The 18,410-nt window shown below is 71.2% G+C and carries 17 protein-coding genes and 3 pseudogenes; 9 read left to right on the forward strand and 11 right to left on the reverse strand.

The window, feature by feature from the left end; translation table 11 throughout:
• Window positions 1-401: 401 nt before the first annotated feature.
• Window positions 402-1,283 carry a hypothetical protein gene (locus SLV14N_RS12640; RefSeq protein ID WP_208681013.1) on the forward strand — a complete coding sequence of 294 codons (882 nt, stop codon included), beginning with the start codon at window positions 402-404 and terminating at the stop codon, window positions 1,281-1,283.
• A 91-nt stretch (window positions 1,284-1,374) separates the two neighbouring features.
• Here the strand turns inward: SLV14N_RS12640 and SLV14N_RS12645 are convergent.
• The 5 genes and pseudogenes from SLV14N_RS12645 to SLV14N_RS12665 form a co-directional block, all read right to left on the reverse strand.
• Window positions 1,375-1,937: pseudogene (locus SLV14N_RS12645) on the reverse strand (Clp protease N-terminal domain-containing protein).
• On the reverse strand, window positions 1,937-2,146 hold the full coding sequence (locus SLV14N_RS12650) for a helix-turn-helix domain-containing protein (protein WP_208681015.1): 210 nt from the start codon (window positions 2,144-2,146) through the stop codon (window positions 1,937-1,939). Before SLV14N_RS12650 ends, SLV14N_RS12645 begins: the two are co-directional and overlap by 1 nt.
• A 113-nt stretch (window positions 2,147-2,259) precedes the next feature.
• Entirely contained in the window at window positions 2,260-2,880 is a 621-nt protein-coding gene (locus SLV14N_RS12655; RefSeq protein ID WP_263269365.1) for a HutD family protein, read from the reverse strand.
• 42 nt (window positions 2,881-2,922) lie between these two features.
• Window positions 2,923-3,885, reverse strand: a complete 963-nt coding sequence (locus SLV14N_RS12660) for a zinc-binding dehydrogenase (protein ID WP_208681017.1) — start codon at window positions 3,883-3,885, stop codon at window positions 2,923-2,925.
• 154 nt (window positions 3,886-4,039) lie between these two features.
• Window positions 4,040-5,263: an NADP-dependent malic enzyme gene (locus SLV14N_RS12665; RefSeq protein ID WP_208681018.1), complete on the reverse strand. Its 1,224-nt coding sequence runs from the start codon at window positions 5,261-5,263 to the stop codon at window positions 4,040-4,042.
• Between the two features lie 528 nt (window positions 5,264-5,791).
• Between SLV14N_RS12665 and SLV14N_RS12670 the strand changes: the two genes are divergently transcribed.
• The 3 genes from SLV14N_RS12670 (at window position 5,792) to SLV14N_RS12680 (ending at window position 8,564) form a co-directional block, all read left to right on the forward strand.
• Window positions 5,792-6,763: an ABC transporter substrate-binding protein gene (locus SLV14N_RS12670; RefSeq protein ID WP_026169259.1), complete on the forward strand. Its 972-nt coding sequence runs from the start codon at window positions 5,792-5,794 to the stop codon at window positions 6,761-6,763.
• A gap of 65 nt (window positions 6,764-6,828) precedes the next feature.
• Window positions 6,829-7,764, forward strand: a complete 936-nt coding sequence (locus tag SLV14N_RS12675; RefSeq protein ID WP_208681019.1) for an amino acid ABC transporter permease — start codon at window positions 6,829-6,831, stop codon at window positions 7,762-7,764.
• Between the two features lie 47 nt (window positions 7,765-7,811).
• The gene (locus tag SLV14N_RS12680) at window positions 7,812-8,564 is read left to right on the forward strand and encodes an amino acid ABC transporter ATP-binding protein (RefSeq protein WP_208687842.1); all 753 of its coding nucleotides are present in this window, start codon (window positions 7,812-7,814) and stop codon (window positions 8,562-8,564) included.
• A 149-nt stretch (window positions 8,565-8,713) separates the two neighbouring features.
• Here SLV14N_RS12680 and SLV14N_RS12685 read toward each other — a convergent pair whose 3' ends face one another.
• Complete coding sequence (locus tag SLV14N_RS12685) at window positions 8,714-9,475, reverse strand: class I SAM-dependent methyltransferase (protein ID WP_208681020.1); 762 nt, start codon at window positions 9,473-9,475, stop codon at window positions 8,714-8,716.
• Between the two features lie 94 nt (window positions 9,476-9,569).
• Between SLV14N_RS12685 and SLV14N_RS12690 the strand changes: the two genes are divergently transcribed.
• Window positions 9,570-10,199 carry a CGNR zinc finger domain-containing protein gene (locus tag SLV14N_RS12690; RefSeq protein ID WP_208681021.1) on the forward strand — a complete coding sequence of 210 codons (630 nt, stop codon included), beginning with the start codon at window positions 9,570-9,572 and terminating at the stop codon, window positions 10,197-10,199.
• On the opposite strand, the gene sodX is transcribed toward SLV14N_RS12690, so the two are convergent.
• A complete protein-coding gene (sodX, locus tag SLV14N_RS12695; RefSeq protein ID WP_208687843.1) occupies window positions 10,103-10,573 on the reverse strand; it encodes a nickel-type superoxide dismutase maturation protease in 471 nt (156 codons plus the stop codon). The genes SLV14N_RS12690 and sodX overlap by 97 nt on opposite strands.
• 168 nt (window positions 10,574-10,741) lie before the next feature.
• On the opposite strand from sodX, the gene sodN reads away from it, so the two are divergent.
• On the forward strand, window positions 10,742-11,137 hold the full coding sequence (sodN, locus tag SLV14N_RS12700) for a superoxide dismutase, Ni (protein ID WP_018087486.1): 396 nt from the start codon (window positions 10,742-10,744) through the stop codon (window positions 11,135-11,137).
• Window positions 11,138-11,341: 204 nt separating this feature from the next.
• On the opposite strand, the gene SLV14N_RS12705 is transcribed toward sodN, so the two are convergent.
• From SLV14N_RS12705 to SLV14N_RS12715, 3 genes are read right to left on the reverse strand one after another with little or no spacing between them, the layout of a single operon-like run.
• Window positions 11,342-12,079: an FAD:protein FMN transferase gene (locus tag SLV14N_RS12705; protein WP_263273123.1), complete on the reverse strand. Its 738-nt coding sequence runs from the start codon at window positions 12,077-12,079 to the stop codon at window positions 11,342-11,344.
• Between the two features lie 31 nt (window positions 12,080-12,110).
• Window positions 12,111-12,539, reverse strand: a complete 429-nt coding sequence (locus SLV14N_RS12710) for an FMN-binding protein (RefSeq protein ID WP_208681022.1) — start codon at window positions 12,537-12,539, stop codon at window positions 12,111-12,113.
• A gap of 13 nt (window positions 12,540-12,552) precedes the next feature.
• On the reverse strand, window positions 12,553-13,926 hold the full coding sequence (locus SLV14N_RS12715) for a ferric reductase-like transmembrane domain-containing protein (RefSeq protein ID WP_263269366.1): 1,374 nt from the start codon (window positions 13,924-13,926) through the stop codon (window positions 12,553-12,555).
• A 273-nt stretch (window positions 13,927-14,199) separates the two neighbouring features.
• Between SLV14N_RS12715 and SLV14N_RS12720 the strand changes: the two are divergent.
• A pseudogene (locus SLV14N_RS12720) lies at window positions 14,200-14,982 on the forward strand (sensor histidine kinase); the annotation flags it as partial.
• A gap of 18 nt (window positions 14,983-15,000) precedes the next feature.
• Here SLV14N_RS12720 and SLV14N_RS12725 read toward each other — a convergent pair.
• Window positions 15,001-16,278 (reverse strand): cation:proton antiporter, encoded by a 1,278-nt coding sequence (locus SLV14N_RS12725; protein WP_263269367.1) that lies wholly within the window; start codon window positions 16,276-16,278, stop codon window positions 15,001-15,003.
• Between the two features lie 231 nt (window positions 16,279-16,509).
• On the opposite strand from SLV14N_RS12725, the pseudogene SLV14N_RS12730 reads away from it, so the two are divergent.
• Both SLV14N_RS12730 and SLV14N_RS12735 read left to right on the forward strand, forming a co-directional pair.
• Window positions 16,510-16,767, forward strand: a pseudogene (locus tag SLV14N_RS12730) (RNA polymerase subunit sigma-24); the annotation flags it as partial.
• A 587-nt stretch (window positions 16,768-17,354) separates the two neighbouring features.
• Window positions 17,355-18,269, forward strand: a complete 915-nt coding sequence (locus tag SLV14N_RS12735) for an alpha/beta fold hydrolase (protein WP_263269368.1) — start codon at window positions 17,355-17,357, stop codon at window positions 18,267-18,269.
• Window positions 18,270-18,410 lie beyond the last annotated feature (141 nt).

Raw genomic sequence — 18,410 nt, forward strand, 5'->3', positions numbered from 1 at the left:
CGTGACACCACCGCGGTGGGGCGGGCACCTCAGGGTGCGCCCGCCCCACTGCGGCCGCCCACCGCGGCCGCCCCACCGCGGCCGTCCGCTCAGCTCCAACTTCCCCTGCCGGCCGAGCAGATGGGCGCACGAATTTCCGGTGCGTGAGGCGCTCCGGGCCACCGGGCCCGCGGCGGCCGGAACCGGATTCCCCCAACCGGGCTTCTGTTACCCACAGTTGCCATCTGCGGTCTGGATTCACGCGGCGTAATCGGGGAAGTCACTACTTCGCACGGCTTTTCGTCCGGCACCGGGTTCCAGGGAGCCCCAGCTGCCCGGTTCCGCGGGCCGACGGCCGTGTTCCGGACCACGGTCCACGTCTCCCGTCTGCGCACGCATCGTGAAGGCCATGAGGTAAAGCGATGTCGGAATACCTTTCGGTCGCCCGCCGGATGTGGCACCTGCTGGAGCCACTGCACGCCACGCTGTACTTCGCCCCCGAGGCACGCCAGGTCGCCGCCGGTCTCGGCCATGACGTCGTCTCCCGCTGGCCCAGCTATTTCGCCTGGCGGACGGCTCCGCTGGGCGCCGCCGGGCCCGAGCTGGTCGCCGCGACGTACTACACCTTCAGCCCGCGGATGGTCACCCGGTACCTCCCGCGGATCTGGACCGTCGCGGACCCGGCCAAGGTGCTGGACGCCCGGCTGCTGGCCATGGACCGTGCGCTGACCGCCCTGATCGACGGCCGGCTGACCACCGCACAGCTCGCCGAGGCGGCACGGCTCGCCCGCCAGGCCGCCGAGAACGCCGGGACCGCCGCCCGCCCGCTGGCCGCCGCCAACCGCGATCTGCCCTGGCCGGACGCGCCGCATCTGGTGCTCTGGCAGGCCGCGACCGTCCTCCGTGAGCACCGCGGCGACGGCCATCTGGCGGCCCTGCTGACCTGTGAACTCGACCCCTGTGAGGCCCTGGTGTCGTTCGCCGCGATCGGTGCCGCACCGGCCGCCGATTTCGTGGGGCGCGGCTGGAGCGCCCAGGAGTGGAGCGACGCCCGGCACCGCCTCGCCGCCCGTGGCTGGATCGCCCCGGACGGCACCGCGACCGACCGCGCCCACAAGGAGCGCGAGGCGATAGAGCGGACGACCGACCGGCTGGCGGCCGGGCCGTGGCGGGCACTGGGCCACTCCCGCGCCGAACGGCTGGCGCACCTGCTCCATCCGGTAGTCGGCGCCGTCTTCGAGGCCGGCTATCTCCCGCGGCACAGCACCCTGGGCATCGGGAAGGTGAAGGTCGGCTGCCCGTAGGGGCGGACCCGGCCGGGCCCGCCGTAAGGGGACCCGTTGCCGCCGGACGGCCACGAGGCGGCCCCCTGCCCACGGAACCGCCCCACCCGGCTCAACTCGCCTGCCTGCCCCGCGCCTTGTCGAGCAACCGCACCACCGCGTCGTAGGTCACCCCGTGGTCGGCGAGCACCGCCGCGGCCGGTCCGGGCCTGGTGGTCAGCGCGAGCAGCAGATGCTCGTCGCCGAGGTGGCGCTCACCGCGGCCGGCCGCGATCCGCAGGGCGCGCTCCAGCACGGCCTTCGCCTCCGCGGCGAACGGCCGGCGCAGCCGCTTCCACCGCCCGGCCGTCCCGTCGGCGGCCAGCGCGCCCACCCCGTGGGCCTCCTCCACCCGCGCCACGATCGCGTCGATGTCGATCCCCAGCCCGGCCAGCGCCGCCGCGTCGGCGGTTGAGACCCCACCACGCCGGCGCACCGCCGCGAGGGCGTCCGCCACCGATGCCGCCGCTCGTGGACACCGAGTGCGGCGAACACCCCGGCGGCCGGTGACTCCGTCCGCTCCAGCAGCGCGAGCAGCAGCTCCGGTTCGCCGATCGTGCCGTTGCCCGTACGGTCCGCCTGCTCCGCCGCGCCACGCACCACCGCACGCGCCTCGGCCGTGAACTTCTCGAACATCAGCGCCTCCCGTGCTTCTTGTGCACTGCCTGTCTGCTGACACCCAGCTCCGCCGCGATCTCCTGCCACGACCAGCCCTGCGCGCGGGCGCTGCGCACCTGCACGGCTTCGAGCTGCTCCAGCAGCCGGCGGAGCGCGGCCACGGCGCGGAGCCCGACCCTGGGGTCCCGGTCGCCGGCCCGCTCGGCGAGATCCGTTGCATCGGTCATGGGTGTCAATTTACGTTGACAGATGAGACGCGTCAACCATCATTGACAAGCCGGGTGCAACTCGGCCGGGAACAAGCGCACTTGGGAGACTCCGAGCGGGGGGTGCGGGAGGATCAGCCCGCAGGACGGGCGGGGTCGGCGGCGGACAGGGTGATCACCGCCGCGGTGCCGTCCGTCCACACCTCGGCGGGCGCCGCGTCCGGCCCCGTCAGCAGCGCCGCGTCGAACCGTGCCAACCGCACCGCGGGCCCGCCGGCCGTCCGGAGCCGGGCGGGCCCCTCGACGGCCACGGCCAGAACGCCCTCCAGGCCGTCCGCACCGCCGCCGGCCGGTCGCCGGACCGGCTCCACCACCCGGCGCCCCCGCACCATCTCCACCGCCGCGTCCGCCCGCCCCTCCCGCAGCATCACATTGAGGTTGACGACGGGGCCGTCCAGCAGCCGGGAGCCGGTGTCCGCGCCGCCGGGGAAGGCGAACGGGCGGAAGCGGTCCGGGAGGAGCCGGGTGCTGCCGTCCACCGTCAGCTCCAGCCCGGCCCCGTCGACGACGGTGAGGATCCGCCGGACGCCGGGCAGCGGCGAGTACGGCCCGTCCCGGGTGACGTCCGCCAGGCTGACCCGCCAGGCGAAGGTGTCCCAGCCGGCGCCCGGCGGGTGCACGGCGACCTCCCGGGTCACCCCGCCGCCGTTGCTCCATGGCGCGGCGGGGCGCCCCTCCGCCCGCAGGATCCGCACGTTCCGCAGCCTTCCGATGAAGAGGTGGCAGCCGTCAGGCCGTCAGACGGTCAGCACGATCTTGCCGAACAGCTCGCCCTCGGCCATCTTGGTGAACCCCTCACGCGCCCGGTCCAGCGGCAGCGTCGAGTCGATGACCGGCCGGATGCCCTTGGCCGCGCAGAAGCTGAGCAGCGACGCCAGCTCCTCCTTGCTGCCCATCGTGGAGCCGACGATCTTCAGCTCCAGGAAGAAGATCCGGTTGAGCTCCCCGCTCTTCGGGGTGAAGCCGCTGGTGGCGCCCGAGATGACCAGGGTGCCGCCGGGGCGCAGCGACTTGACGGAGTGGGACCAGGTGGCGGCGCCGACCGTCTCGATCACCGCGTCCACCCGCTGCGGCAGCCGCTCACCGGTCGCGAACACCGCCTCGGCGCCCAGCTCCAGGGCGCGCTTGCGCTTGGCCTCGTCCCGGCTGGTGGCGAAGACCCGCAGCCCGGCCGCGGCGCCCAGCACGATGGCGGCGGTCGCCACACCGCCGCCCGCGCCCTGCACCAGGACGCTGTCCCCGGGCCGTACGCCGCCGTTGGTGAACAGCATCCGGTAGGCGGTCAGCCAGGCGGTCGGCAGACAGGCGGCCTCCGCGAAGGACAGCTCCTTGGGCTTGGGCAGCACATTCCAGGAGGGGACGGTGACCTGCTCCGCGAACGTGCCCTGGTACCGCTCGGTGAGGATGGAGGGCTTCTCCTTGGGGCCGACACCGTGGCCGGTCTGCCCGATGACGGAGTGCAGGACGACCTCGTTGCCGTCCGCGTCCACTCCGGCGGCATCGCAGCCGAGGATCATCGGCATTGCCTCCTCGGTGATCCCCACCCCGCGCAGCGACCACAGGTCGTGGTGGTTGAGGGAGGCGGCCTTGACGTTGACGGTCGTCCAGCCGGGACGTACGTCGGGGGCCGGGCGCTCCCCCAATTCGAGGCCGTTCAGCGGCTGGTCACGGTCGATGCGGGCGGCATAGGCAGCAAACATGATCCCAACGTAGGCCGCGGCCGGGCGCCGCGGTACCGCGTACGGGTGTGACACGCACCGCGCCGCTCCGGCCGCGCCCCGTCACACCGACGGGCCGGGCCCGCACCTGAGTCAGGTGCGGGCCCGGCCCGTCGGCTGGAGCGCGAGGGTGCGGTCAGCGGCGCGCCACGCCCTCGGCGCGGGCGGCGGCCGCGACGGCGGCGGTGACGGCCGGGGCGACCCGCTCGTCGAACGGCGAGGGGATGACCCGGTCGGCGCTGAGTTCATCGGCGACCACGGCGGCCAGCGCCTCGGCGGCGGCGAGCTTCATGCCCTCCGTGATCTGCGAGGCCCGCACCTGCATGGCACCGGCGAAGATGCCCGGGAAGGCCAGCACGTTGTTGATCTGGTTGGGGAAGTCGCTGCGCCCGGTGGCGACCACGGCCGCGTACTTGTGCGCGACATCCGGGTGGATCTCCGGGGTGGGGTTGGCCATCGCGAAGATCAGTGAGTCCTTCGCCATCTTCGCCACCGCCTCCTCCGGAACCGTGCCACCGGAGACACCGATGAAGACATCGGCGCCGTCCAGCGCGTCCTCCAGCGAGCCGGTCAGCCGGCCCTTGTTGGTGAAGCCGGCCACCTCGCGCTTGACGTCCGTGAGGTCGCTGCGATCGGTGGAGACGACGCCCTTGCGGTCACAGACCGCGACGTCTCCGATGCCCGCCTCGATGAGGATCTTGGCGATGGCGACACCGGCCGCACCGGCACCCGAGATGACCGCCCGCAGCTGGCCCAGCGAACGGTCGGTGAGCTTGGCGGCGTTGCGCAGGGCGGCCAGAGTCACCACGGCGGTGCCGTGCTGGTCGTCGTGGAAGACCGGGATGTCCAGCCGCTCCTGGAGCCGGCGCTCGATCTCGAAGCACCGCGGCGCCGAGATGTCCTCCAGATTGACACCGCCGAAGGACGGAGCCATCCGGACGACGGTCTCGATGATCTCGTCGGTGTCGGTGGTGCCGAGCGCGATCGGCACCGCGTCCACACCGCCGAACTGCTTGAAGAGGATGGCCTTGCCCTCCATCACGGGGAGGGAGGCCTCCGGGCCGATGTCCCCCAGGCCCAGCACCGCGGTGCCGTCCGTGACCACGGCGACGACCTGGGACTTCCAGGTGTAGTCGTGCACCAGCTCGGGCTGCTCGGCGATGGCGCTGCACACCTTGGCGACGCCCGGTGTGTAGGCGAGGGACAGGTCGTCCTTGTCCCGGACCGGCACGGTCGCCTGAATGGCCATCTTGCCGCCGCGATGCAGCGCGAACGCCGGATCGAAGGCGTCGTCGGGCGCACTGCCCGCTTCCGCACCGGTATTGCTGTCGCTGCGAGGATTGACGATCTCCGCTGCCACTTGTCTTACCCCTTTTATTCGTAAATCTGCTGAGGGTGGCCACTCCCTGGTTGAGGGGTGGGCGGGCACCGCGTCCGCGCCCTGCGCAGCAGATGACTGCCGCGCGGGGGGAGGTACGGACGCCGGGCGCGCCGCACACGCGCCCTGAGCCCCGGATGAGGGGTGTAACGCACCTTTCTACCTGACGGGCGCGCGCCCCGACGAGTCAGATTCATTACTCTCGGGCTGAGAGTTCCGACAATAACCGCGAAATGCACAAAAAACTCAGAAGAGCCTTCCCCTCCCCTCCGGATTCCGGGATGCCCGGAGCGGGCCGGGCCGCCGGCGCCGTCCACCGGCACGGAACCTCCCTTGCGGCATCTGCCCGCCACCTCGCCGTCCCCGTCCGTTATCCGATTTTGACCTGAACGACAGTCCGAATACCGGAGTCCGGATGGCAGGATTCCGTCACCAACCGAGGTCGCGACGCTCGAAGGTGTGCCCCGGCCCTTTTGTCACGTCGGCTTCTCCATCCGCAGGAGGATCAGCATGACCGCAAGCACCACCCGTCGCTCGGCCGCCGGCAGGTCTCGCACAGCCGTGGCCGCAGCGACCGCGGTCGCCGCCTCGCTGCTGTTGCTCAGCGCCTGCGGCGACCAGACGAATGAGGCCATCGCCAAGCGCGAGGCGAAGAAGAGCCGCAACGTCAACGCCCCGCTGTTCAAGCTGCTGCCCAAGGACGTCCAGGAAAAGGGCTTCCTCCAGGTCGGCTCGGACATCACCTACAAGCCGGTGGAGTTCCGCTCCAACGGCAAGATCGAGGGCATCGACCCTGATCTCGCGGCGGCGATGAGCAAGGAGCTGGGCATCAAGCTCAACTTCAACAACGCCACCTTCGACACCCTCATGGGCGGCCTGAAGTCCAAGCGCTACGACATCGCGATGTCGGCGATGACGGACACCAAGGAGCGCCAGGAGGGCATCGACAGCAACACCGGCAAGAAGATCGGCAAGGGCGTCGACTTCATCGACTACCTCAACGTCGGCGTCTCGCTCTACACCCGCAAGGGCAAGACCAACGGCGTCGACGGCTGGGAAACGCTGTGCGGCAAGAAGATCGCGGTGCAGCGCGGTACGGTCTCGCACGACCTGGCCAAGGACAAGTCGAAGGCCTGTGAGTCCAACGATTCGGAGCCGATCTCGATCGAGGCGTTCGACAACGACTCCGAGGCCCAGACCCGGCTGCGTACCGGCGGTGTGGACGCCGTCTCCAGCGACTACCCGGTCGCGGCGTACGCGGTGAAGGTCTCCGGCAAGGGCAAGGACTTCCAGATGGTCGGCGGCGCGCCGCTGAAGGCGGCCCCGTACGGCATCGCGGTTCCCAAGGGCCAGGACCGGCTGCGTGACGCACTGAAGGCCGCCGTGGAACGCACGATCAAGAACGGCTCGTACGCCAAGGTCCTGGACAAGTGGGACGTCAAGGACGCCGCGGTCAAGAAGGTGCAGCTCAATGGCGGCTGATGAGCCGCCGTACGCCGCCCCGTCCGCTCCGCGCACCTCCCGCCGAACGCTGAAAGGCAACACCCGTGTCAGTTGACGTCGACAAGTCGGCCCAGCCGCCGGCAGATGCTCCGCCGCCCGAGTCCATCAAAGCCATCCCGGTGCGCCATTACGGGCGCTGGGTGGCGGCGATCGTCGTCATCGGGCTGATCGTCGCCCTGGGCAGGGCCTTCGCCACCGCGGACGTCAACTGGGACGCCATCCCCCAGTACATGTTCAACGCGGACATCCTCAAGGGCCTGCGCAACACCCTGCTGATCACCGTGCTCTCGATGATCATCGGCATCGTCGGCGGTGTGATCCTGGCCGTGATGCGCCAGTCCAAGAACCCCGTCACCTCGACGGTCGCCTGGTTCTACGTCTGGTTCTTCCGCGGAACGCCGGTCTACGTCCAGCTGTTCCTCTGGTTCAACCTGGGCCTCGTCTTCCAGTACATCGACATCATGCCGATCTACAAGGACGAGTGGTCGGACTTCATGACCCCGTTCCTGTGCGCGCTGCTGGGCCTGGGGCTCAACGAGGCGGCGTACATGGCGGAGATCTGCCGGGCCGGCCTCAACGCCGTCGACGAGGGCCAGACCGAGGCGGCGCACGCGCTGGGCATGAGCCACGCCAAGACGCTGCGCCGGATCATCGTGCCGCAGGCGATGCGGGTGATCGTGCCGCCGACCGGCAACGAGGTCATCAACATGCTCAAGACCTCCTCGCTGGTCATCGCCGTCCAGTACTACGATTTGCTGCAGGCCGCGCAGAACGTCGGACGGGACTCCGGTGTCGTCGTGGAGATGCTGATCCTCGCCGCCGCCTGGTACCTGATCGCCACCACGGTGCTCAGCATCGGCCAGTACTACCTCGAGCGTTACTACGCCCGCGGCTCCAGCCGCCAACTGCCGCTCACTCCGCTCCAGCGCGCCAAGGCGAAGCTGTCCGGCGGCTTCAACCGCCCCGGAGGTGTGGGATGACCAGCAAGATCACGACAAGCACGGCGGCCGGCACGAGCGGCGGCCCGATGGTCAAGGCCGAGGGCGTCCACAAGTCCTTCGGCGCGGCCCATATCCTCAAGGGCATCGACCTGGAGGTCGCGCCGCGGGAGGTCTTCTGCCTGATCGGCCCGTCCGGCTCCGGCAAGTCGACGTTCCTGCGCTGCATCAACCACCTGGAGAAGGTCAACGCCGGCCGGCTGTCGGTCGACGGCGAACTGGTCGGCTACCGCGAGCACAACGGCAAGCTCTACGAGCTGCGCGACAGGGAGGTCGCCGCCCGCCGCCGCGATATCGGCATGGTCTTCCAGCGCTTCAACCTCTTCCCGCACATGACCGCGGTGGAGAACATCATGGAGGCGCCGATCCAGGTCAAGGGCGAGTCCAAGGCCGCAGCCCGGGAACGCGCGACCACGCTCCTGGACCGCGTCGGCCTCGCCGACAAGGCCGGGAACTACCCCTCCCAGCTCTCCGGCGGCCAGCAGCAGCGCGTCGCCATCGCCCGTGCGCTGGCGATGGAGCCGAAGCTGATGCTCTTCGACGAGCCGACCTCGGCCCTCGACCCGGAGCTGGTCGGTGACGTCCTGGACGTCATGAAGGACCTGGCCGCGGACGGGATGACGATGATCGTCGTGACCCATGAGATGGGCTTCGCCCGGGAGGTCGGCGACTCGCTGGTCTTCATGGACGACGGTGTGGTGGTCGAATCCGGCCATCCGCGCGATGTCCTCGGCAACCCGCAGCACGAGCGGACGAAGTCGTTCCTGTCGAAGGTGCTGTAGCGCTCCTTCTGCGGACGCGGTGCCGTACGGGTGCCGTACGGGGTGGTCCGGCGGGGGCGAGAGCCACCGCCGGACACGGCCGTTGTGGTCGCGCGCCGTCATGGCGGAGGAATCCGCCGCGACGGCGCGCTCCGGTGCCGGGGGCCGGTCTACTTCAGGCCCAGCACCAGCGCGTCGGTGGGTGAGGCCCACACCGGCCGGGCCTCCGCGAAGCCCGAATCGCGCAGCACGGCGGTGTGCCACGCGGCCGACGGGGTGTCACCGTCGGCATGCTCGCCGTAGATCTCGAAGCGCTCGGCGGTCGGCGCGGCCAGCCGCGGGTCGGCGGCCGCCAGCTGCCACCACTCGGCCCAGTCGACGGCGCCGGCCGCCTTCGCCGCCTCCTGCCGCGCATGCCGGAAGGCCCGCTCGGCGGCGTTGATCCGCGGGGTGCCCTCCTCGGGCATGTGGTCGGCGTTCATGAAGACCCCGCCGTCCCGCACCAGGGTGCCGAGCTGCCCGTACAGCGCACGCAGATCCTCGGTGTGCAGCCAGTGCAGCGCGGTGGCGGTGAGCACCGCGTCGTACGAGTCGTGCGGCAGCTTCTCCGTCCACTGCGGGTCCTTGAGATCGGCCCGTACGAAGCGGACCCGGGACTCCCCTTCGAAGTACCCTTCCGCGATGGCCAGCAGCGCGGGATCCAGATCGACGCCCACACTCTCGGCCCCGGGGAACCGCTTCAGCAGCCGGTCGGAGATACTGCCGGTGCCGCATGCCAGGTCCAGCACCCGGGGCTCGGGGCCCACCAGCGCCTCGACCATGTCCAGCATCACCCGGAACCGCTCCTCGCGGTCGGGGAGGTACCACTCCTGCTGGCGGTCCCAACTGTTCTGCCACGCTTGCCAATCGGCGCCGACGACGGTCTCGGTCATCGCTTCCCCTTCAGGCCGTAATACCCTCGTAGTGAGGACACCCCTTACTACAAGCACGTATCCGCACCCTAGCCTCCGCCCGTAAGGACTACAAGTGGAACTGGCCTATTACTCGGACTATGCCGTGCGACTGGTCAACACCGAGCAGCCCGAACGCGGCACGGACACCCTCACCTCGGTGGAGGTCGTCCGGGAACTCTTCGGCCCCGCCCAGCAGGCCGCCCGGCGCGCGACCGACAGCGACGTCACCCGGCTGCGCACGGTCCGCGCCCGGCTGCGCGCCGTCTTCGAGGCCGCCGACGCCGGCGACGAGGTGCTGGCCGTGGACCTGCTGAACGCCCTGATGATGGAGTTCCCCGTCAGCCCGCAGATCTCCGGCCATGAGTACCGGGACGACAACGGCCGCCCCGACTGGCACATGCACATCGCCGACCACGCCGCCAACGCGACCGCCGGCTTCACCGCGACCGCCTGTATGGGCCTGGCCTTCCACCTCACCGAGCTGGGTGTGGACCGGCTGGGCATCTGCGAGGCGCGGCCCTGCCGCAACGTCTACCTGGACACCTCGACCAACCGCTCCCGGCGCTACTGCTCCGACCGCTGCGCCACCCGCGCCAATGTCGCCGCCTACCGCGCCCGCAAGCGCCTGGAGAGCGAGCGAGCGGCCCGCACCGGCCGGACCGCCGACACGGCCCAGGACAGCACCCCGGCGACCGACCGCTGAATCCCGCGCGGCGGCCGCACCCGCACCCAGGCGCGGGCGATGACCAGTTCGTCGGGGACCACCCCGAATTCCCGGCTGTCGTTCTCGACGAACGGATTGTCCCCCTGGACCCACCAGCCGCCGTCGCGCCGCTGTACGGCCCGCTTGACGATCAGCAGATCCTGCCGGAACGGATGCCGCAGCACGACCACGTCACCGGGCCGCACCGCCGCCCCGTACCGCACCACCAGCTGGTCGCCGGGCTGCAGCGTCGGCACCATCGACGGGTTGTACACCTCGGCCAGCCCGAAGGCGCGGAGGAGCCCGCCCCGCTCATGCCCCGCGTCCGCGTCCGCACCCCGCTCCGGCTCGCGCTCGTGCACCCGCTCCGGCATCCCGTACCTCCCGGTCCAGCCCCGGTCCGACCCGCTCACCGGCCCATCCTCCAACAGTCCCAGCGTGACACCGGACTTTTGCCCTAAGACCCCCGGCCCGCCCGAGAAAAGCCTTCCCGTACCGAGTAATCTCGCACCTGAGAAGACGATCACGAGGAAGGACTGAGCATGCTTTCGCGCCTGTTCGCCCCCAAGGTGAAGGTCAGCGCCCACTGCGACCTGCCCTGCGGCGTGTACGACCCGGCCCAGGCCCGCATCGAGGCAGAGTCGGTCAAGGCCGTCCAGGAGAAGTACCAGGCCAACGAGGACGCGGACTTCCGCACCCGCGCCGTCCTGATCAAGGAGCAGCGCGCCGAGCTGGCCAAGCACCACGTCTCGGTGCTGTGGAGCGACTACTTCAAGCCCCCGCACTTCGAGAAGTACCCGGAGCTGCACCAGCTGATCAACGACACCCTCAAGGCCCTCAGCGCCGCCAAGGGTTCCCACGACCCGGCCACCGGCCAGAAGGCACTGGACTACATCGCCCAGATCGACAAGATCTTCTGGGAGACCAAGAAGGCCTGACCTCGGCCTGGGCGTCCTGACCTGCACTTCCCGGGTCGCCTCGCCCACCTGTCCGCACCCGGTCCGCATGCCGCCGAGCACGGCGTCCATACGGAGCGGGTGCGGTCTTCTTTGCCCGGAGCCGGCAGCGCAGCGTCCGGCGCCGTCCGGACCGGTACGGGAATCCCTGGCAACGGCCCCCGCCCGGGCTGTTGCCTCCTGTGGTCAGTCGTGAGCCGGAACCCGTCCATACGCGGCGAAGCCGGGTGTCCACCACGCCCGTGCGTCCGCGGTGACCGCGAAGGCCTCGATCCCGTCCAGCGACCGCAGCCACCCACGTGAGGCGTCCCCCATGGCGAAGGCGGCCGTGGCGAGCGCGTCCACCTCGGTGAGATGGCGGCCGACCAGCGTGATCGACGCAAGGTCCGTCGCCGGCCGGCCGGTGTGCGGGTCGAGGATGTGCGGGCCGCGTTCGGCGGTACCGGACGTCGCGACGGCCAGGTCCCGGCCGGTGACCAGCGTGGTGAGGTCACCGGGACGCAGCGGGTGGGCGACGCCGATCTGCCAGGGCCGGCCGGGCGCGGCCTCGCCCCGGGTCTGGATGTCGCCGCCGCCGTTGACGCTGTGATGACGGGCGCCGGCGTCGTACAGCAGCTGCGAGGCACGCTCGACCGCCCAGCCCTTGACCACCGCTGACGGATCGAGGCGGCCATCGGGGGTGGCGGAGAACCAGCCGCTGCTGGAGCGCGCGGCGGCCCGGCACAGATCGAGGACCTCCCTCACCTCGGGGTCGCACTGTCGCTCCGTCAGCTCGCCACGGCCCAGGCGGCTGATCTGGCTGCCGGCGCGATAGGTCGAGAAGACCTCGTCCACCCGGTGCAGCCAGGCCACGGCGTCGGCCAGGGCCGGGGTGACCGCGCGCGTCGGTGCGCCGCGGATGTCGAAGGAGAACACGGTGCCCATGGCATGCTCGGCATGGCGCACCGCGCCGGGCTCAGCCACGGGCACGGTCCAGTGCGCTCTGCAGCGAGGAGATGTAGCCCTGACTGGTGAACGTCGCACCGGACACGGCGTCGATCTTCGCGCTCTGCGCCGCCAGCGCCTCCTGCGTGAGCCGGGGTACGGCATCGGCGCTCGCACCCTCCTCGTGCTCGCCCTTGAGCACGGTGACCGCGGTGAGCCTGCCCTTGACCAGGGTGACCCGCACCTGCACCGGGCCGCGCGCGGTGTCGACGGTGTCCCCGGTGAAGGTCCCCGAAGTCCCGTCGCGCTCCCGGGGGGACGGGACACCGCTCGGTGACGCGCTGGGGGCGGGGCCGGCCGGCGGGGCGGCTGCGGCCGTCGGACTCTGGTGCGGCTTCAGGGCCAGCATCAGGAAGAGACCTGCGACGGTGGCGGTGGTGGCGGCAACGGCTCGCTTCATGGTGCGGTCCTCCTCAGAACGCGAACGACTCGTGGTGGATGCGGCGGCGCGGCACTCCGGCGCCGCGCAGGGCGCTCTTGGCGGCCTCGGTCATCCCCGGCGGCCCGCACAGGTAGACGTCATGGGAGGCCAGGTCCGGAATCAGGCCGCCCAGCGCATCCGCCGTCAGCGGCAGGGAGTTCCCGGCCCCTTCGCCGAGTGCGTAGTGCACCCGCGCGCCACGGGCGGCAGCTATGTCCTCCAGCTCGTTGCGCAGCGCGAGGTCCTCCACGCGCCGGGCGAAGTACACCAGGGTCACCTCGCCGGGCAGGGTCTCGAACAGCGGCCGCAGCGGGGTGATGCCGACACCGCCGCCGAGCAGCAGCACCTTCGAACTGCTCCGGCGGGCGGCCGTAAAGGCTCCGTAGGGCCCCTCGGCCCACACCCGCGTGCCGGGCCGCAGCCCGGCCACCGCCCGGCTGTGGCCGCCGGCCTCCTTCACGGTGATCCGCAGATGGCGCGGACCGGCCGGCGCGGAGAGCGAGAACGGGTTGGCGGTCCACCAGTGGCCGGGGGCGAGAAAGCGCCAGCGGAAGAACTGGCCGGGCTGCGCTCCCAGTTCCTCCAGCCGCTTTCCCGTGAGGTGGACCGAGACGACCCCGGGAGCCTCCGGGTGGACTTCGGTGACCCGCAGCCGATGCCGCAGCGCCCGCCGCAGGGGGGTGAGAAAGCGGTTCCACACGAGCAGCGCCGCCACCCCGAGGTACAGCGTGTACCAGGCGAGTTGCGCCGGCCGGTCGGACACGAAGTCCTCGCCGTTCGACAGCTGATGGAAAAACGCCAGGAACACCGCGAGATAGGTGCAGAAGTGCAGATAGTGCCAGGTCTCATAGCTCATGCGGCGGCGTGCGGCGCGGGCGGACACCACCCCCACACCGACGAGCAGCAGCAGGCCGAACGTGCCCAGGAGCATGTCCTGGTACTGGAACACCAGGGTCGTCGTCTGGTCGATCACGTTCGTTCGTGAGGTGATCGAGTAGCCCCAGATGATGAGCGCGGTGTGGGCGAGGGCCAGGAACACGGTGTACCGCCCGCCCGTCGCGTGCCAGCGGGCGAGCCGGTCGGTACCCACCACGCGGTCCAGCACCGGCACCCGCGCCATCAGGGCGAGCAGGACCGCGCAGGCATAGCCCGCGAGCAGCCCGGTGATCCGGCCCGCGCCGGTCAGCCAGCCGTCCAGGCCGACGACCGACGGGGTATGACGCCACCACAGGGCGAGCACGGCGACCGCACCGCCGTAGATCACGACCAGGACCGCTTCCGCGGGAACGCGCCGTGGCCACCGGTCCGGCGGTGGCGCGTGTCGTGGGACGGCCCCGCCGGAGCGGGTGTGCGGGACGGCGGTCATGAAGACTCCCCTCGGCGAAAGGAACAGGCCACCGGCGGAGCCCCGCGTCAGGCGGCGGCACCGTCGGTGGGCACACCGTGGCAGCGCAACTTCTGGGTTTCCGCTGAAGCGGGAGCCACGGAGCCCACCAGAGCGGACTCAGAGAGAACTCAGAGCTTGGGGCGGGATACTGCCGGGACCATGGACACGCCCGACGCCCCTTCCTCCGCCCTGCCCGGTCTGCACCGTCCCGACGGCACGCCGGTGCGGGTGCTCGTCGTCGACGACGAACGCGTCCCGGACACCGATCCCCGCACCGAGGTGGGCCGGGTCGGCCGCGCGTTCAACCGGATGCTCCAGCACGTCGAGGAGTCACTCGCCCGCAGGCTCGCCAGCGAACAGCGGCTGCGCCGGTTCGCCGCCGACGCCAGCCATGAGCTGCGGACCCCTGTGGCCACGATCCGCGGGCACGCGGAGCTGGCCCTGCGCAGCCGCGGGCCGGTGCCGGACGAGGTGCGGCACGCCCTGGGCCGGGTCCGCTGCGAATCCGTGCGCATGGGTGAGCTCGTGGACGATCTGCTGCTGCTCGCCCGGCTGGACGCGGGGCGCCCGCTGGCGGCCGAGCCGGTGGACCTGACCCGTCTGGTCCTCGACGCGGTGAGCGACGCCCGCGCCACCGGACCGGAGCACCGCTGGGTACTGCGGCTTCCCGAGGAACCCGTGGTGCTGCGGGGCGATGAGCGCGGACTGCAGCAGGTGCTCACCAACCTGCTCGCGAACGCCCGCACCCACACTCCGCCGGGCACCCGGGTGACGGTGGGCCTCACCGAACGGGTCAACGAGGTGGAAATCCTGGTCCAGGACGACGGACCCGGCGTACCGGAGACGCTGCAGGCCGAGGTCTTCGACCGGTTCGTCCGCACCGACAACGGGCGTTCGAGGAGCGCGGGCGGTACGGGCCTGGGCCTGGCGATCACCCAGGCGGTGACCACTGCGCACGGCGGACGCGTCGCCCTGACCAGCCGTCCGGGCCACACCGCGTTCCAGGTGTGGCTCCCCCGTATCGAGGGACCGTAGCCCCGACGGCGAGCCCGGCTATCCCCGGTGCGGTCCGTGGTGCAGCCCACCGGCCGCCATCCCTCTGACGCGCAGTTCCTCCGCCGCGGGACCGGCCGGGCCGATGCCCCTGGCCGCCGCGGCCCGTCCGTAGCGGTTCGCCAGGGGTGCGGAAGTGAGGCCGTGGGCGAGGACGCTGAGGAGTACGGTGCAGGCGATCACCGGGAGTACCGGGCGGGCACCGGCGGGGGTGAGTTCCTCGACGGCGAGCAGGCCGAAGATGATCGAGGCCAGTCCGCGGGGGCCGAACCAGCCGATGAAGCCCACCGTCCGGGCGTCCAGCCCGCTGCCGGCCAGACACAGCGCCACCGGCACCATGCGGATCACCGTCAGGCTCAGTACGGCGTAGACCACGGCCTGCCAGGTGACATGGGCGAACACCTCGGGAAGCAGCACCGCGCCGAAGACCAGCCACACCAGCACGGACAGCAGCGCCCCGGACTGCTCGACGTACAGCAGCACCCGCGGGGGCGCCCCGTGCGTCGTGCCGAACGCCAGGCCGGTGACGAAGGCGGCGACGAAGCCGTTGCCGCCGATCGCGAGGGCGGAGGTGTAGCCGAGGAGGGAGAGGGCCAGGACGCCCGCGCCGGCGAAGTCCTCGGCCGCCCAGCCGTTGCGGAGCGAGGTGCGCAGCAGCCATCCGGCGGCCAGCCCGACCACCGCGCCGTACGCCGCACCGACGGCGAGCTGCACCAGGGCATGGCCGGTGGCATCCGGTCCGGCGGTGTGCTCGGCCGCGGACACCCCGGCCAGGGCGAGCACCACCAGCGGGGTGACGATGCCGTCGTTGAGGCCGCTCTCCACGTTGATGACCCGGCGGATCTTCGCCGGCACCACGGGGTTGACCATCATCGTGGCGCCGAGCGCGGCGTCCGTCGGGGCGAGCGCGGCTGCGACGTAGAGGGCGGACCAGCCCGAAACACCGGGCAGGAGGACGGACGCCAGCACCGCCCCGAGGCCCACGCACAGCGGCAGACCGATCGCCAACAGTCGCACGTAGATGCCGAGTTCCGGGCGCAGGGCGCGGAAGGAGAGCCGTGCGGCATCGGTGAAGAGCACCCAGACCAGGGTGATCTCCGCGAGCACCTTGACCGTCTCGTGCGGGAGGGCGAGGTCGAGGACCCCGGTGCCCTCACCCAGCAGCAGGCCCAGCAGGACGAAGGCGGCCGGCGCGGTGAGCTCGAAGCGCTCCATCCGCCGTGAGCACAGGCACCACAGGAACAGCAGGAGCAGAACCAGGGAAAGGGTGCCGTCCACAGGGTCTCCAGGCTTGGCCGCGCCGGCGCTCGGGCGTCCCACTCTCGGCCATCGCCCCGCTGCCCGGCCGTTCCCGGGAGGCCGGGCCCATGCCTTTCACGCGGTTGGCGGACGGGCACGCGGTTGGCGGACGGGGCGCCGGGCCGCCTCCGGCACGGCCGGCCCGCAGACCACCGGCCCCGGGCAGACGGCTCCGGGCAGACGGGCCCCAGGTAGACCGGCCCCGGAAAGAACCGGGCGGTCGCGGTGGGGATGGCGTTCGGCGCGGAGCAGGGCCTCGCCGTCGTGGACGGGCTGGCGGCGGAGCCGGCGCTGGCGGGCTATCACCTCCTGCCGAGCGTCCGTGGTGATCTGCTCGCCCGGCTGGGGCGGGCGGCGGAGGCCCGGGAGGAGTTTCTGCGCGCCGCCGCGCTGACCCGCAACACCCGTGAACAGGCCCTCCTGGAGGAGCGGGCGGCGGAGCAGGGGGAAGACGGGCGGGCGAAGTAGCCACGGTGTCCCTGCCGTTGGCCGCCTTCTGCCGTTGACCGCACTCTGCGGTCGGCCGTTCCTGCGGTCGGCCGTTCCTGTCGCCGACCGTTCCTGCCGTCGCCGTCCTTGCCGTCGCCTGACACCCACGTGCCGGGACAACGCACGGGCCGCAGCCCGAGGGCGGCGAGCTCATCGAGCATCTCCAGCGCGAGTGGCCACTCGGCGCCGTGACGCACCTCACGAACTGACCAAATGACGAAATTGGTCAGTCGTGCTTATGGTGAGTGCATGGACGTCACGAACCACGGAAGTCGCCAGGCTCTGGTGGTCGGACTCGGGATCAGCGCGATCGCAACGGCCCTGCGACCACGGCACATCGGCGGACCTCCGGTCAGCGTCGTCGCCGACACTGCTCGGCGTCCTGCCGCACCGCCACCCCGACAACGTGCGGCGTGCCCTGGCCGAATGGGCAACCGCAGGCGAAGGGCAGGGCCGCCCGCTCCGAAGAAGCCGGCATCGCCCGAGCATGCGGGCCGCCCCTGCGTTCCCGTACCGCTCCCTCATCCACCAAGAAGCCAACCCGGAACAGGAAGCCAGAAGGTTCCATGTCTCCCAAGCACCGCCACGTGTCCGCCAACGGCATCACCATGCACTGCACCGAGCAGGGCGAAGGCCCACTCGTTCTGCTCCTTCACGGCTTCCCGGAAACCTCGTACTCCTGGCGTCACCAGCTCCAGCCACTCGCCGAGGCCGGCTACCGCGTGGTCGCGCCCGACCAGCGAGGTTACGGCAGCACCGACTGCCCCGAAGGCGTCGACAACTACACCATCCTGCACCTCGTCGGCGACGTCGTCGGCCTCATCCACGCCTTGGGCGAGAAGCACGCCGTAGTCGTCGGTCATGACTGGGGCGCCGCGATCGCCTGGCACACTGCCCTGCTACGCCCCGACCTCGTGCGCGGCGTTGCCGGAGTGAGCGTCCCGCCCATGCCACGTGGCCCCGTCCCCCCGATATCCGATGCTCGTGAACGCTTCGGCGAGGACTTCTACCAGGTCTACTTCCAGCAACCGCAGGCCGCCGAGGCAGAGCCGGCCAAGGACATCCCAACAACCTTCCGCAAGGTCCTCGCCGGCACCCCCACAGGCGAAGGCAGCTTCCTCGGCCGGTTCGCCGTCCCGGAAAGTTTGCCGGGATGGCTCACCGAAGCCGATATCGCCACTTTCACCGGTCAGTTCGCCACCACGGGATTCACCGGCGGCCTCAACTGGTACCGCAATCTCGACCGCAATTGGGAGCTGACCGCAGCCTGGCAGGACGCCCCGATCGTGCCACCGGCGCTCTATGTCATCGGTGAGCACGACTTCGTCCGCAGCGTCTGCCCCCCGGACATGCTGGAAAATCCCGCACTCGTCCCCGACCTGCGCGCGGTCGTCGACGTACCGGACAGCGGCCACTGGACACAGCAAGAACGTCCGGCGGAGGTCAACAAGGCTCTTCTCGACTTCCTCAACGGCCTGTAGGGGCCCCGGCACCGCGCCACACCGCCTTCCATACGAGCCACTGCTTCCAGACCACAGTGGCTGAACGGCCGCGAGGTGCTCCGCACCCACTGCTGAGAGCCGAACACGGACTGCCCGGAGTGGCCGTCCCTTGTCCCGTAG

This window comes from Streptomyces sp. Je 1-4 4N24 (genome assembly GCF_026239515.1).
In the GTDB taxonomy this organism is placed as follows: Bacteria; Actinomycetota; Actinomycetes; order Streptomycetales; family Streptomycetaceae; genus Streptomyces; species Streptomyces nigrescens.

What these genes read in the sequence shown, in the direction of transcription:
- SLV14N_RS12670 (WP_026169259.1), top strand. Translation starts at nt 5,792, where the DNA reads ATGACCGCAAGCACCACCCGTCGCTCGGCCGCCGGCAGGTCTCGCACA.
- SLV14N_RS12705 (WP_263273123.1), bottom strand. Translation starts at nt 12,079, where the DNA reads ATGGGCACCGTGTTCTCCTTCGACATCCGCGGCGCACCGACGCGCGCG.
- sodN (WP_018087486.1), top strand. Translation starts at nt 10,742, where the DNA reads ATGCTTTCGCGCCTGTTCGCCCCCAAGGTGAAGGTCAGCGCCCACTGC.
- SLV14N_RS12710 (WP_208681022.1), bottom strand. Translation starts at nt 12,539, where the DNA reads ATGAAGCGAGCCGTTGCCGCCACCACCGCCACCGTCGCAGGTCTCTTC.
- SLV14N_RS12680 (WP_208687842.1), top strand. Translation starts at nt 7,812, where the DNA reads ATGGTCAAGGCCGAGGGCGTCCACAAGTCCTTCGGCGCGGCCCATATC.
- SLV14N_RS12685 (WP_208681020.1), bottom strand. Translation starts at nt 9,475, where the DNA reads ATGACCGAGACCGTCGTCGGCGCCGATTGGCAAGCGTGGCAGAACAGT.
- SLV14N_RS12735 (WP_263269368.1), top strand. Translation starts at nt 17,355, where the DNA reads ATGTCTCCCAAGCACCGCCACGTGTCCGCCAACGGCATCACCATGCAC.
- SLV14N_RS12715 (WP_263269366.1), bottom strand. Translation starts at nt 13,926, where the DNA reads ATGACCGCCGTCCCGCACACCCGCTCCGGCGGGGCCGTCCCACGACAC.
- SLV14N_RS12650 (WP_208681015.1), bottom strand. Translation starts at nt 2,146, where the DNA reads ATGACCGATGCAACGGATCTCGCCGAGCGGGCCGGCGACCGGGACCCC.
- sodX (WP_208687843.1), bottom strand. Translation starts at nt 10,573, where the DNA reads ATGCCGGAGCGGGTGCACGAGCGCGAGCCGGAGCGGGGTGCGGACGCG.
- SLV14N_RS12660 (WP_208681017.1), bottom strand. Translation starts at nt 3,885, where the DNA reads ATGTTTGCTGCCTATGCCGCCCGCATCGACCGTGACCAGCCGCTGAAC.
- SLV14N_RS12640 (WP_208681013.1), top strand. Translation starts at nt 402, where the DNA reads ATGTCGGAATACCTTTCGGTCGCCCGCCGGATGTGGCACCTGCTGGAG.